Below are 22,735 nucleotides of genomic sequence, written 5' to 3'. Positions count from 1 at the left end.
CTATGCGACGAGGTTTATCTCCATGGCACTGACACGCGAACAGCAAATTGCAGCCCTTGAAAAAGATTGGGCTGAAAACCCACGCTGGAAAAACGTGACCCGCAATTATTCTGCTGCTGACGTGGTGCGCCTGCGTGGTTCTGTCCAGCCTGAACATACCTTCGCCAAACTGGGCGCTGACAAGCTCTGGAACCTGGTCACCCAAGGTGCCAAGCCTTCTTTCCGTCCCGACAAGGATTTCGTTAACTGCATGGGCGCCTTGACCGGCGGCCAAGCGGTGCAACAGGTCAAGGCTGGCATCCAGGCAATCTACCTGTCTGGCTGGCAAGTGGCTGCGGACAACAACTCCGCCGAGTCCATGTACCCTGACCAATCGCTGTACCCGGTGGACTCGGTGCCAACCGTGGTCAAGCGCATCAACAACGCGTTCCGCCGTGCTGACCAGATTCAATGGAAAGCCGGCAAAACCCCGGGCGACGAAGGCTACATCGACTACTTTGCGCCTATCGTTGCCGATGCTGAAGCTGGTTTTGGCGGCGTATTGAATGCCTACGAGCTGATGAAAAGCATGATCGAAGCGGGCGCCGCAGGCGTGCACTTCGAAGACCAACTGGCGTCCGTGAAAAAATGCGGCCACATGGGTGGCAAGGTTCTGGTGCCTACCCAGGAAGCGGTGCAAAAACTCACCGCCGCCCGCTTGGCTGCCGACGTTGCTGGCGTGCCGACCATCATTTTGGCCCGTACCGACGCTAACGCTGCTGATTTGCTGACCTCTGACTGCGACCCGTACGATCTTCCGTTTGTGACCGGTCAACGTACTCAGGAAGGCTTTTACAAAGTGCGTGCCGGTCTGGACCAGGCCATCTCTCGCGGTTTGGCCTACGCGCCGTATGCCGATCTGATCTGGTGTGAAACCGCCAAGCCGGATCTGGACGAAGCGCGTCGCTTTGCCGAAGCGATCAAACGGGAATACCCGGACCAGCTGCTGTCCTACAACTGCTCGCCTTCTTTCAACTGGAAGAAAAACCTGGACGACGCAACGATCGCCAAGTTCCAGCGCGAATTGTCGGCCATGGGTTACAAGCACCAGTTCATTACCCTGGCGGGCATTCACAACATGTGGCACAGCATGTTCAACCTGGCGCACGACTACGCCCGCAACGACATGACTGCCTACGTGAAGCTGCAAGAACAAGAGTTCGCTGACGCCGCCAAGGGTTACACCTTCGTCGCTCACCAGCAGGAAGTAGGCACCGGTTATTTCGATGACATGACCACCGTAATTCAAGGCGGCTCGTCGTCGGTGACAGCACTGACGGGTTCGACGGAAGAAGAACAGTTCCACTGAGTCTCGACGGCTATACGCAACATTGAAAAAGCCGCCCACCCGGGCGGCTTTTTCATTTTCATGTCGGGGCTGTGTAACTCCCGGATCGGGTCCTGTCTGAAACTTTCATACAGTGGTAACAGACGCTCAAACCGAACTTGCCCAGCAGAAAAATTCAACAGGTTACAGAAAGCCCTTCAAGATGATATTAATTATCATTTATAAAGACATTTATTCATTACCGTTCAAAAGAAACATAATTGATAAAAACACGCGTAATGCCCGCAGAGCCTAGCCTGCCGGGGTGTCGAGCGCTTGCCAGGCGATACCCGGTTGAATCTTTTTCAGTTAGATAATTTTACTTGCCACCTGTTTACCCATAAAATCATCCGATTGATGTCGCTGCGACATATCGTCACTGCTTTGTTACTCAAGCTCAGAGACCTTTGCTCTCTGTTAAGGATTTCCAGCATGCCCGAATCGACAGGTCTGATTGCCCACAACTGGGGCTTCGCCATTTTCCTTTTGGGTGTCGTCGGCCTTTGTGCCTTCATGCTCGGTGTCTCCAGCCTGCTCGGCAGTAAAGCCTGGGGTCGCAGCAAAAACGAACCGTTCGAATCCGGCATGCTGCCTACGGGTGGCGCCCGCCTACGGCTCTCGGCAAAATTCTATCTGGTCGCGATGCTCTTCGTGATTTTCGACATTGAAGCCCTTTTTCTCTTTGCCTGGTCTGTGTCTGTTCGCGAAAGCGGCTGGACCGGCTTCGCCGAAGCTCTCGTTTTCATAGCAATTCTGTTGGCAGGTCTTGTCTACCTATGGCGGGTTGGAGCCCTTGACTGGGCCCCTGAAGGTCGCCGTACTCGGCAAGCGAAGCTGAAACAATGAGGCTTTGGCGATGCAATACACTCTTACAAAGATCGATCCGGATGCTCCTAACGAGGACTATCCAATTGGCAGACGAGAAGTCGTTTCCGATCCGCTAGAAGACCAAGTCCACAAAAATATTTACATGGGCAAGCTCGAAGACGTGCTGAACGGTGCGGTCAACTGGGGGCGTAAAAACTCCCTGTGGCCCTACAACTTCGGCCTGTCGTGCTGCTATGTGGAAATGACCACGGCCTTCACGGCGCCCCATGACATCGCACGCTTCGGCGCCGAAGTTATCCGGGCATCACCGCGTCAGGCAGACTTCATGGTTATTGCCGGCACGCCCTTCCTCAAGATGGCGCCGATCATCCAGCGTCTCTATGAGCAAATGCTCGAGCCCAAGTGGGTTATCTCCATGGGCGCGTGCGCTAACTCCGGTGGCATGTACGACATCTATTCTGTAGTTCAGGGGGTGGACAAATTCCTTCCCGTGGATGTCTATGTGCCTGGCTGCCCGCCCCGTCCAGAAGCTTTTCTGCAAGGCTTGATGCTGCTGCAGGAATCCATTGGACAGGAGCGTCGTCCGCTTTCCTGGGTTGTCGGTGATCAAGGTGTTTATCGCGCCGAGATGCCGTCGCAAAAGGAACAACGCCGCGAACAGCGTATTCAGGTCACAAACCTGCGCAGCCCCGACGAAGTCTGATTCGGCTCTTACTTTTTACAAAAAAGACAAGAATCCGGGTTCATTCTATACGTTGACCGAAAGCGATCGAGACCTATGACTGCAGACACCGCTCTGTACATCCCGCCTTACAAGGCTGACGACCAAGACGTCGTCGTTGAATTGAACACCCGTTTCGGCCCTGAGACGTTCACCGTCCAACCTACACGCACCGGCATGCCGGTGCTGTGGGTTGACCGCGCGAAACTGCTCGATGTCCTGAAATTCTTGCGCCAACTGCCCAAACCCTACGTCATGCTTTACGACTTGCATGGCATGGACGAGCGTCTGCGCACCCATCGTCGCGGCTTGCCGGGCGCCGACTTCAGCGTGTTCTACCACCTGATGTCGATCGAGCGTAACAGTGACGTGATGATCAAGGTCGCCTTGTCTGAGAGCGACCTCAGCTTGCCGACGGTCACTGGTATCTGGCCAAACGCCAACTGGTACGAGCGCGAAGTGTGGGACATGTTCGGCATCAACTTTGCCGGCCACCCGCACTTGACCCGAATCATGATGCCGCCGACCTGGGAAGGTCACCCGCTGCGTAAAGACTTCCCGGCCCGCGCCACCGAGTTCGATCCGTTTAGCCTGAACCTGGCGAAACAGCAGCTTGAAGAAGAAGCCGCTCGCTTCCAGCCGGAAGACTGGGGCATGAAGCGTTCAGGCAAGAACGAGGACTACATGTTCCTCAACCTTGGCCCGAACCACCCTTCTGCTCACGGTGCGTTCCGTATCATCCTGCAATTGGACGGTGAAGAAATCGTCGATTGCGTTCCAGACATCGGTTACCACCACCGTGGTGCCGAGAAAATGGCCGAGCGCCAGTCCTGGCACAGTTACATCCCGTACACCGACCGCATCGATTACCTCGGTGGGGTGATGAACAACCTGCCGTACGTGCTCTCGGTCGAGAAACTGGCCGGCATCAAGGTCCCGGAAAAAGTCGACGTCATTCGTATCATGATGGTTGAGTTCTTCCGTATCACCAGCCACTTGCTGTTCCTCGGGACTTACATCCAGGACGTGGGTGCAATGACTCCGGTGTTCTTCACGTTCACCGACCGTCAACGGGCGTACACCGTGATCGAAGCCATCACCGGCTTTCGTTTGCACCCGGCCTGGTTCCGCATCGGCGGCGTTGCGCATGATTTGCCACGCGGCTGGGAAAAGCTGGTCAAGGACTTCATCGACTGGATGCCCAAGCGTCTGGACGAGTACCAAAAAGCGGCGTTGGACAACAGCATCTTGCGCGGTCGTACCGTCAACGTTGCCGCGTACAACACCAAGGAAGCGCTGGAGTGGGGCGTTACCGGCCCGAACCTTCGCGCAACCGGCCTGGACTTCGACCTGCGTAAAGCGCGTCCGTATTCGGGCTATGAGAACTTCGAATTCGAAGTGCCGCTCGCCACTAACGGCGACGCTTATGATCGTTGCATTGTGCGCGTTGAAGAGATGCGCCAGAGCCTGAAGATCATCGGCCAATGCCTGCGCAATATGCCGGAAGGCCCGTACAAGGCGGATCACCCGCTGACGACGCCGCCGCCCAAAGAGCGCACCTTGCAGCACATCGAAACCTTGATCACGCACTTCCTGCAAGTTTCGTGGGGCCCGGTGATGCCGGCCAACGAATCCTTCCAGATGATTGAAGCGACCAAGGGCATCAACAGTTATTACCTGACGAGCGACGGCGGCACCATGAGCTACCGTACCCGGATTCGCACCCCAAGCTTCCCGCATCTGCAGCAGATCCCTTCGGTGATCAAAGGCAGCATGGTCGCGGACTTGATCGCGTACCTGGGTAGTATCGATTTCGTTATGGCCGACGTGGACCGCTAAGCATGAATAGCACGCTGATCCAGACAGACCGTTTCGCCCTGAGCGAAACCGAGCGCTCGGCCATCGAGCATGAGATGCACCACTACGAAGACCCGCGCGCGGCGTCTATCGAAGCGTTGAAAATTGTTCAGAAAGAACGTGGCTGGGTACCCGATGGCGCGATCCATGCCATTGGCGAAGTGCTTGGCATTCCCGCCAGCGACGTTGAAGGCGTGGCGACCTTCTACAGCCAGATCTTCCGCCAGCCGGTGGGCCGCCACATCATTCGTGTGTGTAACAGCATGGTCTGCTTCATCGCGGGCCACGAGTCGGTGGTCAGCGAGATTCAATCTTCACTGGGAATCGGCCTGGGCCAAACCACTGCTGACGACCGTTTCACCTTGCTGCCTGTCTGCTGCCTGGGCAACTGCGACAAGGCCCCGGCCGTGATGGTCGATGACGATACATTTAGCAACGTCCAGCCTGCTGGCGTGGCCAAAATGTTGGAGGATTACCTATGACCATCACTTCCTTCGGCCCCGCCAATACCATTGCCCGCGCACCCGAAACTCACCCGCTGACCTGGCGCTTGCGCGATGACGGCGAGCCACTATGGCTGGACGAATACCAACGCAAGGACGGTTACGCCGCCGCGCGCAAGGCGTTTGCCGAACTATCGCCAGACGAAATCGTGCAAGCGGTCAAGGACTCCGGCCTCAAGGGCCGCGGCGGCGCGGGCTTCCCCACTGGCGTGAAATGGGGCCTGATGCCGAAAGACGAATCCATGAACATCCGTTACCTGCTGTGTAACGCGGATGAGATGGAACCGAACACCTGGAAAGACCGGATGCTGATGGAGCAACTGCCCCATCTGCTGATCGAAGGTATGCTGATCAGCGCCCGGGCGTTGAAGGCTTATCGCGGCTACATCTTCCTGCGTGGCGAATACACCACCGCGGCGGTGCACCTGCGTCGTGCGGTGAAAGAAGCCGAAGCGGCGGGTTTGCTGGGTAAGAACATCCTGGGCAGCGGCTTCGATTTCGAACTGATCGTGCACACCGGTGCCGGGCGTTACATCTGCGGCGAAGAAACCGCACTGATCAACTCCCTGGAAGGCCGTCGCGCCAATCCACGCTCCAAGCCGCCCTTCCCTGCCGCGGTTGGTGTGTGGGGCAAGCCCACTTGCGTGAATAACGTCGAAACCCTGTGCAACGTCCCGGCCATCGTCGCCAATGGCAACGATTGGTACAAAGCCATCGCACGTCCAGGCAGCGAAGACATGGGCACCAAACTCATGGGCTTCTCCGGCAAGGTGAAGAACCCTGGCCTGTGGGAACTGCCTTTCGGCTTGCCCGCACGCGAGTTGTTCGAAGACTACGCGGGCGGCATGCGCGACGGCTTCAAGCTCAAGTGCTGGCAGCCAGGCGGCGCCGGTACGGGCTTCCTGCTTCCTGAACATCTGGACTGCCTGTTTTACGCGGGCGGCGTTGCCAAAGTCGGTACGCGGATGGGCACCGGGCTGGCGATGGCGGTCGATGACAAGGTCAACATGGTGTCGCTGATGCGCAACCTGGAAGAATTCTTCTCCCAAGAGTCGTGTGGCTTCTGCACCCCATGCCGCGACGGGTTGCCATGGAGCGTGAAGATTTTGCGCGCCATCGAGAACGGCGAAGGTCAACCGGGCGATATCGAAACGCTGTTGGGGCTAGTCAACTTTCTCGGCCCTGGCAAGACGTTCTGCGCCCACGCACCGGGCGCCGTGGAACCTCTGGGGGCTGCCATCAAGTATTTCCGGTCGGAGTTCGAAGCAGGTATCGCCCCGGCACGTGTGGGCAGCCTGACTCAGGTAAGCAGTCCGACTGTGGTTGGCGCATAACAAGATAGAAATGGTCGGTAGCCCTTAAAGCCACCGACCTCGTACCCGATGACGCCTTACAGGCTGTTTGATACGGGTAGCACCGAGATTCCATTAGCCACGCCCACTGACACCGGGCCAACGAAGAACTTTGAACCATGGCCACTATCCACGTAGACGGCAAAGCGCTCGAGGTCAATGGCGCAGACAACCTGTTACAGGCATGTCTGTCGCTGGGCCTCGACATCCCATATTTCTGCTGGCACCCCGCCCTTGGCAGCGTCGGCGCTTGTCGCCAATGCGCGGTCAAGCAGTTCACTGATGAGAACGACACCCGTGGTCGTATCGTCATGTCCTGCATGACCCCCGCCACCGACGGCAGCTGGATTTCCATCGATGACCAAGAGGCGAAAGTGTTTCGCGCCAGCGTCGTTGAATGGCTGATGACCAACCACCCGCACGACTGCCCGGTCTGCGAAGAAGGCGGTCACTGCCACCTGCAAGACATGACGGTCATGACCGGCCACAACGAGCGGCGTTATCGCTTCACCAAGCGCACCCACCAGAACCAGGAACTCGGCCCGTTCATCGCCCATGAAATGAACCGCTGTATCGCCTGTTATCGCTGCGTACGCTTCTATAAAGACTACGCCGGTGGCACCGACCTCGGCGTTTTCGGCGCACATGACAACGTGTACTTCGGTCGTGTTGAAGATGGCGCGCTGGAAAGTGAGTTCTCCGGCAACCTCACCGAGGTCTGCCCGACCGGTGTGTTCACCGACAAGACTCACTCCGAGCGTTACAACCGTAAGTGGGACATGCAGTTCTCGCCGAGCATCTGCCACGGCTGTTCCAGCGGTTGCAACATCAGTCCGGGTGAACGTTATGGCGAAATCCGCCGTATCGAAAACCGTTACAACGGCTCGGTAAACCAGTATTTCCTGTGTGACCGTGGCCGCTTCGGTTATGGCTACGTCAACCGTGAAGACCGTCCGCGCCAGCCGCTGTTGGCTGACGGCATGCTCAAGCTGGGTCTGGACGCTGCCCTTGATAAAGCCGCTGACCTGCTCCGTGGTCGCAACATCGTCGGTATCGGCTCACCCCGCGCCAGCCTTGAAAGCAACTTTGCCCTGCGTGAACTGGTGGGCGCCGAGCATTTTTATTCGGGTATCGAAGCCGGTGAACTGGCGCGCATTCGCCTGATCGCCAAGGTCTTGAAAGACAGCCCGCTGCCAATCCCGACCCTGCGCGACATCGAAGATCACGATGCGATTTTCGTGCTTGGCGAAGACTTGACCCAGACCGCCGCCCGTATGGCCCTGGGCCTGCGCCAAGCGGTGAAAGGCAAAGCCGAAGACATGGCCGCTGCGATGAAAGTCCAGCCATGGCTCGACGCGGCCGTGAAGAACATCGGTCAGCACACGCTGAACCCGCTGTTCATCGCCAGCCTTGCCGAGACCCGTCTCGATGACGTTGCCGAAGAGTGCGTTCACGCGGCGCCGGATGACCTGGCCCGTATCGGTTTCGCCGTGGCCCACGCCATTGACGCCAGCGCGCCTGCGGCCGAAGGCCTGGACAGCGAAGCACTTGGGTTGGCCCAGCGCATCGCCACCGCCCTGCTTGCCGCCAAGCGTCCCTTGATCATTTCCGGTAGCTCCCTGGGTTCGACCGCTTTGATCGAAGCCGCAGCCAACATCGCCAAAGCCTTGAAGCTGCAGGACAAACAAGGTTCGATCAGCATGATCGTGCCGGAAGCCAACAGCCTGGGCCTGGCGATGCTGGGCGGCGAGTCCCTTGATGACGCGCTGCAAGCGGTGATTTCCGGCCAGGCCGACGCCATGGTGGTGTTGGAAAATGACCTGTTCACCCGTGTCGACGCCGCTACGGTCGACGCTGCGTTCAAAGCCACCAAGGTTCTGATCGTTGCTGACCACCAGAAAACCCCGACCAGCGATCGCGCTGATCTGGTGTTGCCTGCGGCCAGCTTCGCAGAAGGTGACGGAACACTGGTTAGCCAGGAAGGCCGCGCCCAGCGCTTCTTCCAGGTGTACGACCCAACCTACCTTGACGCCAGCATCCTGATTCATGAAGGCTGGCGTTGGTTGCACGCCCTGCGCTCGACGCTGCTGAACAAGCCTATTGACTGGACTCAGCTCGATCACGTCACCGACGCGGTTGCTGCAAGTTCTGCGCAATTGGCGGGTATCACCAACGCCGCGCCATCCGCTGCGTTCCGTATCAAGGGTCTGAAGCTGGCGCGCGAGCCATTGCGTTACAGCGGGCGTACAGCCATGCGCGCCAATATCAGCGTGCATGAGCCGCGTACCTCGCAAGACAAAGACACTGCGTTCTCTTTCTCTATGGAAGGCTATTCGGGCTCCGCCGAACCGCGCCAACAGGTGCCGTTCGCCTGGTCGCCAGGTTGGAACTCGCCGCAAGCCTGGAACAAGTTCCAGGACGAAGTCGGCGGTCATTTGCGTGCCGGCGACCCCGGCGCTCGTCTGATCGAAACCCAAGGCGACAATCTGTCCTGGTTTTCCAGCGTACCGGTGGCGTTTTCTCCGGCTCGCGGCACTTGGCAGGTGGTGCCGTTCTATCACCTGTTCGGCAGCGACGAAACCTCGTCCAAAGCCGCGCCGGTGCAGGAGCGCATTCCAGCCGCTTACGTCGCCCTGGCCAAGTCGGAAGCCGATCGTTTGGGTGTCAACGAAGGCGCCATGCTCAGCCTGACTGTTGCCGGTCAAACCCTGCGTTTACCGTTGCGCATCAGCGAAGAATTGAGCGCAGGTCTGGTGGCTCTGCCTTCGGGCCTGGCCGGGATTCCGCCAGCGTTGTTCGGCAAAACCGTTGATGGTCTGCAGGAGGCAGCACTATGACCTGGTTTACACCTGTCGTGATCGACTCAATCATCGCGGTAGTCAAAGCGATTGTGATTCTGTTGGCCGTGGTGGTCAGTGGCGCACTGTTGAGCTGGGTCGAACGTCGTTTGCTGGCCCTCTGGCAAGACCGTTACGGCCCGAACCGGGTAGGTCCGTTCGGTGCATTCCAGATCGCTGCCGACATGATCAAGATGTTCTTCAAGGAAGACTGGACCCCACCGTTCGCCGACAAGGTGATTTTCACCCTGGCGCCGGTAGTGGCCATGAGCGCCCTGTTGATCGCTTTCGCGATTATTCCGATCACCGAAAGCTGGGTCATTGCTGATCTGAACATTGGCATCCTGTTCTTCTTCGCCATGGCCGGTCTGTCGGTGTACGCAGTGTTGTTCGCCGGTTGGTCGAGTAATAACAAGTTTGCCTTGCTCGGCAGCCTGCGGGCTTCGGCCCAGACCGTGTCCTATGAAGTGTTCATGGGACTGTCGTTGATGGGCATCGTGGTGCAGGTTGGCTCGTTCAACATGGGCGATATCGTCCAGTACCAGGCCCAACACCTGTGGTTCATCATTCCGCAGTTTTTTGGCTTCTGTACGTTCTTCATCGCTGGCGTCGCCGTGACTCACCGTCACCCGTTCGACCAACCGGAAGCCGAGCAGGAACTGGCCGATGGTTACCACATCGAATACGCAGGGATGAAGTGGGGCATGTTCTTCGTCGGTGAATACATCGGCATCGTACTGATCTCAGCCCTCTTGGTGACCCTGTTCTTCGGCGGCTGGCATGGCCCGTTCAACATCCTGCCTTCGCTGTCGTTCATTTGGTTCGCCCTGAAGACCGGGTTCTTCATCATGCTGTTCATTCTGTTGCGTGCGTCTATTCCGCGCCCACGCTACGACCAGGTGATGGATTTCAGTTGGAAGTTCTGCCTGCCGCTGACCCTGATCAATTTGTTGGTGACCGCTGCGATCGTGTTGTTAAACACGCCCGCTGGCGCGGTTCAGTGAGGATATAAACCATGCTCAAGTATCTGATTGGCATCGTGCATGGCACCTACACCCAGCTTCGCAGCCTGGTGATGGTGTTCTCGCATGCATTCCGCAAGCGCGACACGTTGCAGTACCCGGAAGAACAGGTGTACCTGCCGCCGCGTTACCGTGGCCGTATTGTCCTGACCCGCGACCCTGACGGCGAAGAGCGTTGTGTAGCCTGCAACCTGTGCGCCGTGGCTTGCCCGGTGGGTTGCATCTCGCTGCAGAAAGCCGAAACCGACGACGGTCGCTGGTACCCGGAATTTTTCCGCATCAACTTCTCGCGCTGCATTTTCTGTGGCCTCTGCGAGGAAGCCTGCCCGACCACCGCGATCCAGCTGACACCGGATTTCGAAATGGCCGAGTTCAAACGTCAGGATCTGGTTTACGAGAAGGAAGATCTGTTGATCTCCGGCCCTGGTAAAAACCCTGATTACAACTTCTATCGGGTTGCCGGTATGGCCATCGCCGGCAAGCCTAAAGGCTCCGCGCAGAATGAAGCTGTTCCGATCAACGTGAAGAGCTTGCTGCCTTAAGGAAGAAAGATGGAATTTGCTTTCTATTTCGCATCCGGTGTTGCTGTGGTGTCCACCCTTCGGGTGATCACCAACACCAATCCGGTGCACGCCCTGCTCTACCTGATCATTTCGTTGATCGCCGTGGCAATGACCTTCTTTAGCCTCGGCGCGCCGTTTGCCGGAGTCTTGGAAGTTATCGCTTACGCTGGCGCCATCATGGTTCTGTTCGTATTTGTGGTGATGATGCTGAACCTGGGGCCTGCCTCGGTACAGCAAGAACGTGTCTGGCTCAAGCCTGGCATCTGGACCGGCCCGGTTATTCTCGGGGTCCTGTTGCTGGGTGAGTTGCTGTATGTGTTGTTCAACAACTCCACCGGCGCCGCCATCGGCCACACCACTGTAGACGCCAAGGCCGTAGGCATCAGCCTGTTCGGTCCTTATCTGTTGGTGGTTGAACTGGCCTCCATGTTGCTGCTTGCAGCGGCTGTGACGGCATTCCATCTCGGCCGCAACGAGAGCGAAGGAACCAAGCCATGAATGCAATCCCTCTTGAACATGGTCTGGCAGTCGCCGGCATCCTGTTCAGCCTCGGCCTGGTCGGCCTGATGGTGCGGCGCAACATCCTCTTTGTGCTGATGAGCCTGGAGATCATGATGAACGCATCTGCTCTGGCGTTCATTGTCGCCGGTAGCCGTTGGGCGCAACCGGATGGACAGATCATGTTCATTCTGGTGATCAGCCTTGCAGCCGCCGAGGCCAGTATCGGCCTGGCGATCCTGATGCAGTTGTATCGCCGCTTCCACACTCTCGATATCGACGCTGCCAGCGAGATGCGCGGATGAACCTTCTCTTCCTGACGTTCGTATTCCCCCTGATTGGTTTTCTGCTGCTGTCGTTTTCCCGCGGAAAAATTTCTGAAAACCTGGCCGCGCTGATCGGCGTTGGCTCCATTGGCTTATCGGCCATTGTGGCTGCCTGGGTCATCTTTCAGTTCAACGTTTCTCCGCCCGAGGGTGGCCATGTCACTCAAGTGCTGTGGCGCTGGATGTCGGTAGATGGCCTTGAACCTAACTTTGCCCTGTACCTGGATGGCCTGTCGGTCACCATGTTGGGTGTGGTGGTTGGCGTTGGTTTCCTGATCCACTTGTTCGCGTCCTGGTATATGCGTGGTGAGGCCGGTTATTCGCGCTTCTTCGCCTATACCAACCTGTTTATCGCCAGCATGCTGTTCTTGATCCTCGGCGATAACCTGATGTTCCTGTACTTCGGGTGGGAAGGCGTGGGCCTGTGCAGCTATCTGTTGATCGGTTTCTACTACAGCAACCGCAACAACGGTAACGCCGCACTTAAAGCCTTTATCGTCACCCGAATTGGCGACGTGTTCATGGCCATCGGCTTGTTCGTCCTGTTCCAGCAACTGGGCACGTTGAACATCCAGGAGCTGCTGGTGCGCGCACCGCAGCACTTTATGGCTGGGGACTTCTGGATTGTGCTTGCCACCTTGATGCTGCTGGGTGGTGCCGTGGGTAAATCCGCACAGCTGCCGCTGCAAACCTGGTTGGCAGACGCGATGGCAGGCCCGACGCCGGTTTCAGCGTTGATCCACGCCGCAACCATGGTGACCGCAGGTGTTTACCTGATCGCGCGTACCCACGGACTGTTTCAACTGGCGCCTGACGTTCTGCACCTGGTCGGTATCGTCGGTGGCGTAACGCTGGTGTTGGCGGGGTTCGCGGCACTGGTGCAGACCGACATCAAACGTATCCTCGCCTATTCGACCATGAGCCAGATTGGCTACATGTTCCTGGCATTGGGCGTTGGTGCCTGGGAGGGTGCGATTTTCCACCTGATGACCCACGCATTCTTCAAGGCACTGCTGTTCCTCGCCTCCGGTTCGGTAATTGTTGCCTGCCACCACGAACAAAACATCTTCAAGATGGGCGGTTTGTGGAAGAAGCTGCCGCTGGCCTATACCAGCTTCATCGTCGGTGGCGCCGCGCTGTCTGCCCTGCCACTGCTGACCGCTGGCTTCTATTCCAAGGATGAAATCCTTTGGGAAGCCTTCGCCAGCGGCAACCATGCGCTGCTGTACGCAGGCTTGGTCGGTGCATTCATGACCTCGCTGTACACCTTCCGCTTGATCTTCATTGCCTTCCACGGCGAAGCGAAAACCGAAGCCCACGCCGGTCACGGTATTGCCCATTGGTTGCCGCTGTCGGTGCTGATCGTTCTGTCGACGTTCATCGGGGCGATGATTACCCCACCGCTGGCCGGCGTGTTGCCGGAAAGCGCCGGGCACGCCGGTGGCGCTGCCAAACACAGCTTGGAAATCGCCTCGGGTGCCATCGCCCTGGCCGGTATTCTGCTGGCGGCCATGCTGTTCCTCGGCAAGCGACGCATTGCGACGGCCATTGCCAATAGCGGTCCGGGACGTTTCCTCTCGGCGTGGTGGTTCGCGGCATGGGGCTTCGATTGGCTTTACGACAAACTGTTCGTCAAGCCGTATCTGATGATCAGCCATGTGCTGCGTAAAGACCCCCTCGACCAAACAATTGGCTTGATTCCGCGTCTGGTCAAAGGCGGCAACAACGCCATGAGCCGCACCGAGACCGGCCAACTGCGTTGGTACGCTGCTTCTATGGCTGCAGGCGCTGTATTGGTGCTCGGCGCCATCGTGCTGGTTGCGGTCTGATATGAACCTTGCGAATTTGCGAAAGGAAATGAGCCCGACATGATTCTGCCTTGGCTAATCCTGATCCCCTTTATCGGCGGCCTGCTGTGTTGGCAAGGTGAGCGCTACGGCGCTACCCTGCCACGCTGGATCGCGCTGCTGACCATGTCTCTGGAATTTGCTCTCGGCCTCTGGCTGTGGAGCACCGGCGACTTCCACTTTGCCCCCGCGCCTGGCGTCGACCCCACTTGGGTTGTCGAATTCAAGCAACCGTGGATCGCTCGCTTCGGCATCAGCGTGCACTTGGCGCTTGATGGCCTGTCGCTGCTGATGGTGTTGCTGACCGGCATGCTCGGTATGTTGTCGGTGTTGTGTTCGTGGAAAGAGATCCAGCGTAACGTCGGTTTCTTCCACCTCAACCTGATGTGGATCCTGGGCGGTGTGATCGGCGTGTTCCTCGCCATCGACCTGTTCATGTTCTTCTTCTTCTGGGAAATGATGCTGGTGCCGATGTATTTCCTCATCGCACTGTGGGGTCATAGTTCATCGGACGGCAAGAAAACCCGGATCTACGCAGCGACCAAATTCTTCATCTTCACTCAGGCCAGCGGCTTGATCATGTTGGTGGCGATCCTCGGTCTGGTGATGGTTCACTTCAACAGCACCGGCGTGATCACCTTCGATTACACCCAATTGCTGAAGACCAAGCTGTCACACGGCACTGAATACATACTGATGCTGGGCTTCTTTATCGCCTTTGCGGTGAAGCTGCCGGTAGTGCCTTTTCACTCATGGCTGCCAGACGCGCACGCACAAGCACCGACTGCGGGTTCTGTGGACTTGGCCGGTATCCTTCTGAAAACCGCTGCGTACGGTTTGCTGCGGTTCGCTCTGCCACTGTTCCCGAACGCCTCGGCAGAGTTTGCGCCGATTGCCATGACACTGGGCCTGATCGGTATCTTCTACGGCGCATTCCTCGCGTTCGCCCAGACCGATATCAAGCGCCTGATCGCGTTCTCCAGCGTGTCGCACATGGGCTTCGTGCTGATCGGCATCTACTCTGGTAGCCAGCAAGCATTGCAAGGCGCCGTGATCCAGATGCTCGCTCACGGTGTGTCGGCGGCTGCGCTGTTTATCCTCAGCGGCCAGCTGTACGAACGTCTGCATACCCGTGACATGCGTGAAATGGGCGGTGTCTGGTCGCGTATCGCTTATCTGCCGGCCATCAGCCTGTTCTTCGCTGCCGCGTCGCTTGGCTTGCCGGGTACCGGCAACTTTGTCGGTGAGTTCCTGATTCTGATTGGTACCTTCGTCAGCGCCCCGTGGATTACCGCGATCGCAACGTCGGGTCTGGTGTTCGGCTCGGTCTATTCGCTGATCATGATCCACCGCGCGTACTTCGGCCCGTCGAAGTCGGAAGAAGTCCTGCACGGCATGGACGCTCGTGAGCTCATCATGGTGCTCGGTCTGGCGGCATTGCTGGTTTATATCGGCGTGTACCCACAACCGTTCCTCGATACCTCTGCCGCTACGATGCATGGCGTGCAGCAATGGCTCGGCACCGCCTTCACTCAACTCGCTTCGGCCCGGTAAGAGCGCTATGGACCTGACGATTCAACACTTTATTGCGCTTGCGCCGCTGCTGATTACCAGCCTCACTGCCGTTGTGGTGATGTTGGCAATCGCATGGCGTCGCAATCACTCGCAAACATTCCTGCTCACCGTGGGTGGCCTTAACCTGGGCTTGCTGTCGATCTACCCGGCGTTGAAGGTAGCGCCGCTGGTGGTTACGCCGCTGTTGCAGATCGATAACTTCGCTTGCCTGTACATGGCGCTGATCCTGGCCTCGACACTGGCTTGCGTCACTTTGGCTCACGCTTATCTGGGCGAGAAGAACAGCGGCTACCCCGGCAATCGTGAAGAACTTTACCTATTGATCCTGATGGCTGCTGCCGGTGGATTGGTATTGGTCAGCGCGCAGCACCTGGCTAGCCTGTTTATCGGCCTTGAGCTGTTGTCGGTGCCGGTTTACGGACTGGTGGCCTATGCGTACTTCAACAAGCGTTCGCTGGAAGGCGGTATCAAATACATGGTGTTGTCGGCGGCCGGCTCGGCGTTTCTGCTGTTCGGTATGGCGCTGTTGTATGCCGAAGCCGGTTCGCTGAGTTTCAGCGGCATTGGTCACGCACTGGCAGCAACTGGCCTGCCTAGCCCGATCGCGCAGATGGGCCTGGCGATGATGGTGATCGGCCTGGCATTCAAGCTGTCACTGGTACCCTTCCACTTGTGGACCCCGGACGTTTACGAAGGCGCCCCTGCTCCGGTGGCAGCGTTTTTGGCAACGGCCAGTAAAGTCGCGGTGTTCGCGGTGCTGGTTCGCCTGTTCCAGATCTCACCGGTGGCCAGCAGCGGTGTGTTGTACACCGTTCTGGCGGTGATCGCGGTTGCGTCGATTCTGATCGGTAACTTGCTGGCCCTGACCCAGACCAACCTCAAGCGGCTGCTGGGTTACTCGTCCATCGCGCACTTCGGTTACCTGATGATCGCGCTGGTTGCGAGCAAAGGCATCGCTGTCGAGGCTATTGGCGTGTACCTGGTGACCTACGTGATCACCACCTTGGGCGCTTTCGGTGTAGTGACGTTGATGTCATCGCCTTATAGCGGTCGTGACGCAGACGCGTTGTTCGAATTCCGCGGCCTGTTCTGGCGTCGCCCGTACCTGACAGCGGTGATGACGGTGATGATGCTGTCGCTGGCGGGTATTCCGCTGACAGTGGGCTTCATCGGCAAGTTCTACATCATTGCGACAGGCGTTGAATCGCATTTGTGGTGGCTGACCGGCTCACTGGTCATTGGCAGCGCCATCGGCCTGTTCTATTACCTGCGAGTAATGGTAACGCTCTATCTGGTGGAACCTACCCTGCACCGCCACGATGCTCCGTTCAACTGGGCACAGCGAACGGGTGGCGTGATGCTGCTGGTGATTGCGGTACTGGCGTTCATCCTCGGTGTGTATCCACAACCGCTGCTGGACATGGTGCATCACGCAGGCCTGCAACTGGTCGGCTGATTTTCATTGTGCAAATATAAAAAACCCTGCATCTGCAGGGTTTTTTATTGGCTGCGGGGATGCTAACCCGGCAGGCGCACGGTTTGCTTGGCCTCGGTGAACAGTGCCCATGTCGACATGAATAATGCAGCGATCATCGGCCCGATGACAAAACCGTTAAGGCCGAATACAGCCATGCCGCCCAAGGTTGATATCAAAATCAGGTAATCAGGCATTCGTGTGTCTTTGCCCACCAGGATCGGACGCAACACGGTATCGACCAAGCCGATGACGAAGACCCCGAACAATGTCAGCACCACGCCTTGCCAGATCATGCCGCTGAGCAGGAAGTAAGCCGCCACCGGCGCCCAGACAATCCCCGCGCCGATTGCTGGCAGTAAGGAAAGAAACGCCATCATTACCGCCCACAGTAATGCACTTGGAATACTCAGCGCCCAGAAGATCAGGCCCCCCAGCGCGCCCTGAACCACCGCCATGACGACGTTACCTTTCACCGTCGCCCGTACAACCCGATTGAACTTCAATTGCAACCGACGCTTCTGTGGCTCGGCCAGCGGCACTGCCAGGCGAATTCTGCGGACAAGGTCATGGCCGTCGCGCAGAAAATAGAACAATAAATACAGCATGATGAAGAAGCTGATCACAAAGTCGAACGTGCCCTGGCCGAAACTGAAGGCCTGAGTCGCCAGGTACTGACTGCCCTCCATGGACGTTTTGACAATTTTGTCGCGCAGGCCATTAAGATCGCCCATTCCGACCCGATCCAGTAAATGTCTGAAGTAAGGTGGTAATGAATCTTTGAACTGGGCCAGGTACTTGGCGATGTCCAATTGCCCGCTTTCGATATTGTTGTAGACCATGGCGCCTTCCTGAACTAACAGCATGCCGATAATGATCACCGGCAAAATCGCGATCAACAGGCATACGGTCAACGTACATAAGGACGTCAGGTTGCGCTGCCAGCCAAACTTCATCAGCAGCCGTCGCTGCAGGGGCGCAAAGATAATCCCGAGAATCACCGCCCAGAATACCGCGCCGTAAAAGGGCATCAATATCCAGATGAACGCAATGGTGACTAGCACCATCAAGACCAGGAAGGTTTTGTACTGCAGCGTGGTTTCGTTCATGTCCGATCCATGTCAGTAAGGCTCCGCGTTAACGCGACTTACTGTTTAGTCAGCCAATCTTCGGACGAGTGCCGTTGTTCGGTTCAGGAATTGGACGGGTAGGGTTTTAGCGAGGAAACACTAACGGGGCAAGGCCATTGCGGCCTTACCCCGAGGACATCAGATGCGAAATTGCCCAACCAGCTTGCCCAGCCGCTGCCCAAGGTCCGCAAGGCTGCGGGAGGTTTGTGCGCTTTTATGAGTTTGATCAGCCACACTGTCCACCGCTTCGGCGATCTGGTGCACGCTGCGGTTGATTTCTTCGGCGACGGCGGTCTGCTCTTCGGCAGCGCTGGCAATTTGCGCGTTCATCGAGTTGATTGTGCCGATCAGCGCTGCAATGGTGTCCAGTGAGGTGCCCGCTTCGTTGGCTCGCGCCGAAGTGCCATCGCCCGCCTCGCTTGAACGACGCATGGCTTCCACGGCACCCTGCGTACCGCTTTGCAGGCGGTCAATCATGGTCTGGATTTCCTGAGTGCTCTGCTGGGTGCGACTAGCCAGCGCGCGCACTTCGTCAGCCACCACCGCAAATCCGCGTCCGGCCTCGCCTGCCCGTGCAGCTTCAATCGCCGCGTTGAGTGCCAGCAAGTTAGTTTGATCGGCAATGGAGCGAATAACCCCCAGAACGTTAACAATCGAAGAAACGTCGTTCTGCAAGCTGTCGAGGGATGTGCCACTGCTGCGTATATCATTCACCAAGGCGTGGATCTGCTTGATGCTACCGTCCACCACACGTTTGGCAGCCTGGCCTTCAGCGTCGGTTTGTTGTGCGGCAACGGCTGCGCCTTGAGCGCTTTTCGCGACTTCATGGGCCGCTGCGGACATTTCATTGATCGCGGTGGCCACCTGGTCCGTCTCATGACGCTGGCGCGCCATTGCCGTCTCGGAAAGGTGCACCTGGTCTGACACTTCGGTTACCAGACCCGACAACTGAGAGGTCATCTCGGCGATCTGCCGTACCAGACCATGAATCTTGTCGACAAAGCGGTTGAAGGAGCCAGCCAACTCGCCCAGATCGTCGTTACTTGACACCGTCAGCCGGCGGGTCAGGTCACCGTCACCTGACGCGATATCATCCAGATTAGCCCTCATCTGCCGCAAAGGCCGCACGATACTCCCGGTCAGAAAGACGCCCACTAGAGCGATGATGATCAGTACCACCGCGGCAATGCCGATGATGCTTATCAGCATACTGTGTACACGCGCCTCAACACTCTTCTGAACGACCGCTACCCGAGCTTCAATCCCGTCAATGCTGATCGAGGAGCCGAACGCCATGTCCCACTTGGGCAGGTATTCGGTGTAGCCCAGTTTAGGAATGGTTTCTTGTGGCTTGCCAGGCATTGCCGAAGAGTATTCCAGATAATGGGTGCCTGCCTTGGCTACAGCTATCAAGTCACGGTTGTAGTAAATACCATTGACGTCGCGGGTATCCTTGAAGCTTTTGCCGATGTCATCGGGGCTGTTGCTTTTGAACAGCCTTACGGCTTCCGAGTCATAGCCGAAAAAGTAACCTTCCTTACCGTAGGAAATGGCAGATAACATCTTCACCACCTGCGCACGCGCGGCCATGTCACCGGGCGCAGAGGCGTTGTACATAGGCGTGATCGCGCCTAGCGCAACAGCGACGGAATTTTTAAGGTTTTCCTTGGCATCACTCATAAGTCGTAAACGAATTTCATCCACTTCTTTCTGTGCCTGGTCCTGCAGCATGATGACGGTGGTCGCGCTGATTACCAGTGCAAAAATGAGCACCGGCAACACCGCCAGTGACAGTACTTTGGCCTTCAAATTGAGACGCATAAGTTTCCACTCTTATTTAGGATCCAGTGTTTTGGTCGATACGCTTGTACCGTTAGCGGCCCGCAGATTGAAAAGTTTAGAAACATCCGTCGGCTTTTCAGCAAACGCTATTTGAGGTGGGGAAAAAATACAAATGGCCACTATTTTTGGGTGCTTCGACGAGATTTGATGGCTACCGGGGTACAGGCGGGCGAATTGCCGAGTTGCGTCTCCTGCCTCGACGAGGTAGAAACTTGAGCTTATTGTTTAGCGCATCGGGCAAACCATTACTGTTAAACTGCGCGCCTGCTTTTTTCGCGTTGGCGAATGCCACTTTTCAGAGCTGAATACACTGTGGAAATTTTCAAAGAATTTACGTTTGAGTCTGCACACCGCCTTCCCCATGTTCCAGAAGGACATAAGTGTGGCCGTCTGCATGGACACTCATTCCGCGTTGCAATCTACCTGGCTGGCACGGTGGATCCTCACACCGGCTGGATTCGCGATTTTTCCGAAATCAAAGCGATATTCAAGCCGCTGTATGATCGTCTCGATCACAATTACCTCAATGATATTCCCGGTCTTGAAAATCCAACCAGCGAAGTATTGGCGAAGTGGATCTGGGAACAACTGAAGCCACTGTTGCCGGAACTCTCGGCCATTCGTATTCACGAGACCTGTACCAGTGGTTGCGAGTATCGAGGCGACTGAGTTATTGGGCGTGCCAAAAAACCACCTTTCTGGTGGTTTTTTTATGTCTGGTGCAAGCGTGTGCTGGTTCTTCGTCGGGGTGTTGTGCAGCAGCAAACGCAGCGGGCGAGCGATAGTGATGAGTTGCTGCCGCATAGGACCGTTTAACCACAGAAAAGGTGGCCAGCGCTTTATTGCGTCGCACGTGTGCACCCCGCACGGGATCGCTGAATCTATCGAGACCGCTGATCAGAAAAGCGCCCTACCTGTTATTTATGACAGTAGGCGGAGCGATGAGCGAAGTGGCTTAATGGAACCCGGCCAGGCGTTGTCACGGCGTTGACGTTTTACCCGACAAGCTGGTTGTTGGTTCCTGCTCTTCCAGTGCGGGTATTTCTTATGCGTGAATCATGAATCTCTCATTGATCGTGCCGGTGGTCGATGACGCACAAGCCGCAAGCGTGTTTTATCAGGCCGTCCGGCAAGAGCATTCGCTTCAGCCCACAGTGTCGAGATCGTGCTTATCAACGATGGCAGCACCGACCGCACGGGCGAACTGGATAAGGTTTATTTGATAACAAGGTGCCGGGGTATCCGTCGTTGATGACGGGGAGGTTTCGTAATGGTGGACCTTCTGAAAGTTGAGCTCTCGCAAAACAAGATGATGGCTTTTTTTGTGATGGCTGTTTTTATCTTCGCCTTCCCATTGATATTAGCGGATAGCTTTTATCTTGATGATAACTGGCGAGCCCAGCTTGCTGGAATGGAGTGGAAAGAAGACGGTCGTATATTGGCAGCCTGGCTGTACCAAGGGCTGTCATTTACCCAGGGAGCGCCCAATATATTTCCGTTGCCTCTGCTGATCTCCATAGTCGCGATGTCGTTTGCCTTGAGAGCTTTAACAAACCATTATTTTCTAAAGCCCACCGTTGTTTCTTGTCTTGTAGTACTACCACTGTGGTATAGCCCTTTTTTCTTACAGAACCTTTCTTATCAGTATGACGGGCCTGCTATGGCGTTGGGCGTGATGGCAGTTATTTATGCCATTACCTTTCGACACGCTTCCCTGATCGTGCGAACAGGGGTGTCGGCGCTCTGCATTGCTATCGGGCTAAGCCTCTATCAAATGGTGATCAATATTTATCTAGGGTTGTGTTGTGTTGAGTTAATTCGGACAGCGAATGAATGCAAGGAACCACGCACCAGCTTTATTGTATTGAGGGACAGGCTTCTTCAGTTTCTACTCGCCGTGGCCTTCTACTGGCTGACCGCCTATCAGTTTATAACTCATGAGCGCACTGGCTTGCGCGAACTCAACAACGGCTGGACAGAGAAACTGTCGGCAGATTTACTTTTGGCCGCGCAGCGTGTAGCCCTGCTATATAACGATGGCAATGCCTGGCTGTGTTGGTCATTACTCATCATTGCCTTTACAGGTTTTGGGCTGGTTATTTATCGGGTTTTGCGAGTACGAGCGAATATCTTGCATAGAACTGTCTTGGTAGGCCTGTGTTTGTTCGCTATTGCGTTAGTACTGGTTTCGATTCCGGGTCTGGCGCTGATTTTCAGTTATTACAACAACGGCGCCAGAGTCATGATGGGAGCGTCGTCGGCATTAGTTTTGATTTTTTATCTAAACTATCAAGCGTTGACCGCTGTTCACACTAGGCTGGGAGGATTGTTGATTATTCCTGTGATTGCCATGTTGTCTTTTTCCTACGCCTACGGGCGTGTCATGTATCTGCAAAAGGAACTGTCGACCAGCATTGCCCAAAGTGTTACCTATGACGTGATATCAAATAAGGACTTAAGGGGGGTTGAGAAGTACTACATGGTCAATAATCCCACACACGGTTGGTTGGTGGGGGCTGACGGGGCGTTCAAGTTGATGCCTGCATTGAAATATGTATTTTATGCTAAATTTTTATTGCTACCCGAGATGCTTCCTCGTAGTACGGGGATAACAAATGTGTTCTCTTTTGACGATGATGGGAGGTCGGAGAATGTGCTGAAAGGTATTTTTACCAGAGTGGTGCCGTTGGTTGATAACAAATTTTATAGTATCTATGTTGATGGCGTAGACGCATACATTTTGATGAAGACTCCATCGGTTGACGATGTCTATTTTAAGACCATGCATAAGACGGAAAGGTAGGCGGGTGGGCACGCATAATAGCTATGCGCACCGCTGAAGCATAGGAACTAAGGCTGTGTTAATTGGTGGTGGTGTCAGCTGGCAGGTTTAATCAGCACATAAACAAAACCCCTGAACGCGTAAGCGATCAGGGGTTCTGGAAGTTAATCTTGACGATGACCTACTCTCACATGGGGAAACCCCACACTACC

The 22,735-nt window shown here is 56.3% G+C and carries 18 protein-coding genes and 1 pseudogene; 17 read left to right on the top strand and 2 right to left on the bottom strand.

From position 1 onward, the window contains the following. The first annotated feature begins 22 nt into the window (after window positions 1–22). The 14 genes from aceA to nuoN all read left to right on the top strand — a co-directional run bounded on the left by aceA (window position 23) and on the right by nuoN (window position 16,751). The gene (gene aceA / locus JWR17_RS04390; protein ID WP_299828684.1) at window positions 23–1,348 is read left to right on the top strand and encodes an isocitrate lyase; all 1,326 of its coding nucleotides are present in this window, start codon (window positions 23–25) and stop codon (window positions 1,346–1,348) included. A 450-nt stretch (window positions 1,349–1,798) separates the two neighbouring features. Further along, window positions 1,799–2,212 (top strand): NADH-quinone oxidoreductase subunit A, encoded by a 414-nt coding sequence (locus JWR17_RS04385; RefSeq protein ID WP_297840377.1) that lies wholly within the window; start codon window positions 1,799–1,801, stop codon window positions 2,210–2,212. Between the two features lie 10 nt (window positions 2,213–2,222). Continuing rightward, the gene (locus JWR17_RS04380; RefSeq protein WP_299828682.1) at window positions 2,223–2,897 is read left to right on the top strand and encodes an NADH-quinone oxidoreductase subunit B family protein; all 675 of its coding nucleotides are present in this window, start codon (window positions 2,223–2,225) and stop codon (window positions 2,895–2,897) included. A 75-nt stretch (window positions 2,898–2,972) separates the two neighbouring features. Further along, a complete protein-coding gene (gene nuoC, locus JWR17_RS04375) occupies window positions 2,973–4,754 on the top strand; it encodes an NADH-quinone oxidoreductase subunit C/D (protein WP_299828680.1) in 1,782 nt (593 codons plus the stop codon). A 2-nt stretch (window positions 4,755–4,756) separates the two neighbouring features. After that, window positions 4,757–5,254 (top strand): NADH-quinone oxidoreductase subunit NuoE, encoded by a 498-nt coding sequence (gene nuoE, locus JWR17_RS04370; RefSeq protein WP_299828677.1) that lies wholly within the window; start codon window positions 4,757–4,759, stop codon window positions 5,252–5,254. After that, window positions 5,251–6,609: an NADH-quinone oxidoreductase subunit NuoF gene (gene nuoF, locus JWR17_RS04365; protein ID WP_299828676.1), complete on the top strand. Its 1,359-nt coding sequence runs from the start codon at window positions 5,251–5,253 to the stop codon at window positions 6,607–6,609. Before nuoE ends, nuoF begins: the two co-directional genes overlap by 4 nt. A gap of 137 nt (window positions 6,610–6,746) precedes the next feature. Further along, window positions 6,747–9,464 (top strand): NADH-quinone oxidoreductase subunit NuoG, encoded by a 2,718-nt coding sequence (gene nuoG, locus JWR17_RS04360; RefSeq protein ID WP_299828674.1) that lies wholly within the window; start codon window positions 6,747–6,749, stop codon window positions 9,462–9,464. Further along, window positions 9,461–10,468: an NADH-quinone oxidoreductase subunit NuoH gene (gene nuoH / locus JWR17_RS04355; RefSeq protein ID WP_299828672.1), complete on the top strand. Its 1,008-nt coding sequence runs from the start codon at window positions 9,461–9,463 to the stop codon at window positions 10,466–10,468. The genes nuoG and nuoH overlap by 4 nt, the downstream gene beginning before the upstream one ends. Window positions 10,469–10,479: 11 nt before the next feature. Then, window positions 10,480–11,028, top strand: coding sequence for an NADH-quinone oxidoreductase subunit NuoI (nuoI, locus tag JWR17_RS04350; RefSeq protein WP_299828670.1), 549 nt, complete (start codon window positions 10,480–10,482; stop codon window positions 11,026–11,028). A 9-nt stretch (window positions 11,029–11,037) separates the two neighbouring features. Next, entirely contained in the window at window positions 11,038–11,547 is a 510-nt protein-coding gene (gene nuoJ / locus JWR17_RS04345; RefSeq protein WP_299828668.1) for an NADH-quinone oxidoreductase subunit J, read from the top strand. Next, window positions 11,544–11,852: an NADH-quinone oxidoreductase subunit NuoK gene (gene nuoK, locus JWR17_RS04340; RefSeq protein ID WP_299828667.1), complete on the top strand. Its 309-nt coding sequence runs from the start codon at window positions 11,544–11,546 to the stop codon at window positions 11,850–11,852. Before nuoJ ends, nuoK begins: the two co-directional genes overlap by 4 nt. Next, a complete protein-coding gene (nuoL, locus tag JWR17_RS04335; protein ID WP_299828665.1) occupies window positions 11,849–13,702 on the top strand; it encodes an NADH-quinone oxidoreductase subunit L in 1,854 nt (617 codons plus the stop codon). The genes nuoK and nuoL overlap by 4 nt, the downstream gene beginning before the upstream one ends. 39 nt (window positions 13,703–13,741) lie before the next feature. Further along, a complete protein-coding gene (gene nuoM, locus JWR17_RS04330) occupies window positions 13,742–15,274 on the top strand; it encodes an NADH-quinone oxidoreductase subunit M (protein WP_299828663.1) in 1,533 nt (510 codons plus the stop codon). A gap of 7 nt (window positions 15,275–15,281) precedes the next feature. After that, complete coding sequence (gene nuoN / locus JWR17_RS04325; RefSeq protein WP_299828661.1) at window positions 15,282–16,751, top strand: NADH-quinone oxidoreductase subunit NuoN; 1,470 nt, start codon at window positions 15,282–15,284, stop codon at window positions 16,749–16,751. 62 nt (window positions 16,752–16,813) lie between these two features. On the opposite strand, the gene JWR17_RS04320 is transcribed toward nuoN, so the two are convergent. Further along, entirely contained in the window at window positions 16,814–17,878 is a 1,065-nt protein-coding gene (locus tag JWR17_RS04320; RefSeq protein WP_299828659.1) for an AI-2E family transporter, read from the bottom strand. Window positions 17,879–18,037: 159 nt separating this feature from the next. Beyond that, a complete protein-coding gene (locus JWR17_RS04315; protein ID WP_299828657.1) occupies window positions 18,038–19,720 on the bottom strand; it encodes a methyl-accepting chemotaxis protein in 1,683 nt (560 codons plus the stop codon). Window positions 19,721–20,053: 333 nt separating this feature from the next. On the opposite strand from JWR17_RS04315, the gene queD reads away from it, so the two are divergent. The 3 genes and pseudogenes from queD (at window position 20,054) to JWR17_RS04300 (ending at window position 22,544) form a co-directional block, all read left to right on the top strand. Continuing rightward, complete coding sequence (gene queD / locus JWR17_RS04310) at window positions 20,054–20,410, top strand: 6-carboxytetrahydropterin synthase QueD (protein WP_299828655.1); 357 nt, start codon at window positions 20,054–20,056, stop codon at window positions 20,408–20,410. A gap of 389 nt (window positions 20,411–20,799) precedes the next feature. Next, window positions 20,800–20,945 (top strand): annotated as a pseudogene (locus tag JWR17_RS04305) (glycosyltransferase); the annotation flags it as partial. A gap of 66 nt (window positions 20,946–21,011) precedes the next feature. Then, window positions 21,012–22,544 (top strand): glucosyltransferase domain-containing protein, encoded by a 1,533-nt coding sequence (locus tag JWR17_RS04300; protein ID WP_299828653.1) that lies wholly within the window; start codon window positions 21,012–21,014, stop codon window positions 22,542–22,544. Window positions 22,545–22,735 lie beyond the last annotated feature (191 nt).

The sequence above is a fragment of the Pseudomonas sp. genome (assembly GCF_028293835.1).
Taxonomy (GTDB): domain Bacteria; phylum Pseudomonadota; class Gammaproteobacteria; order Pseudomonadales; family Pseudomonadaceae; genus Aquipseudomonas.
This window is presented reverse-complemented; position numbering and strand designations above follow the sequence as displayed.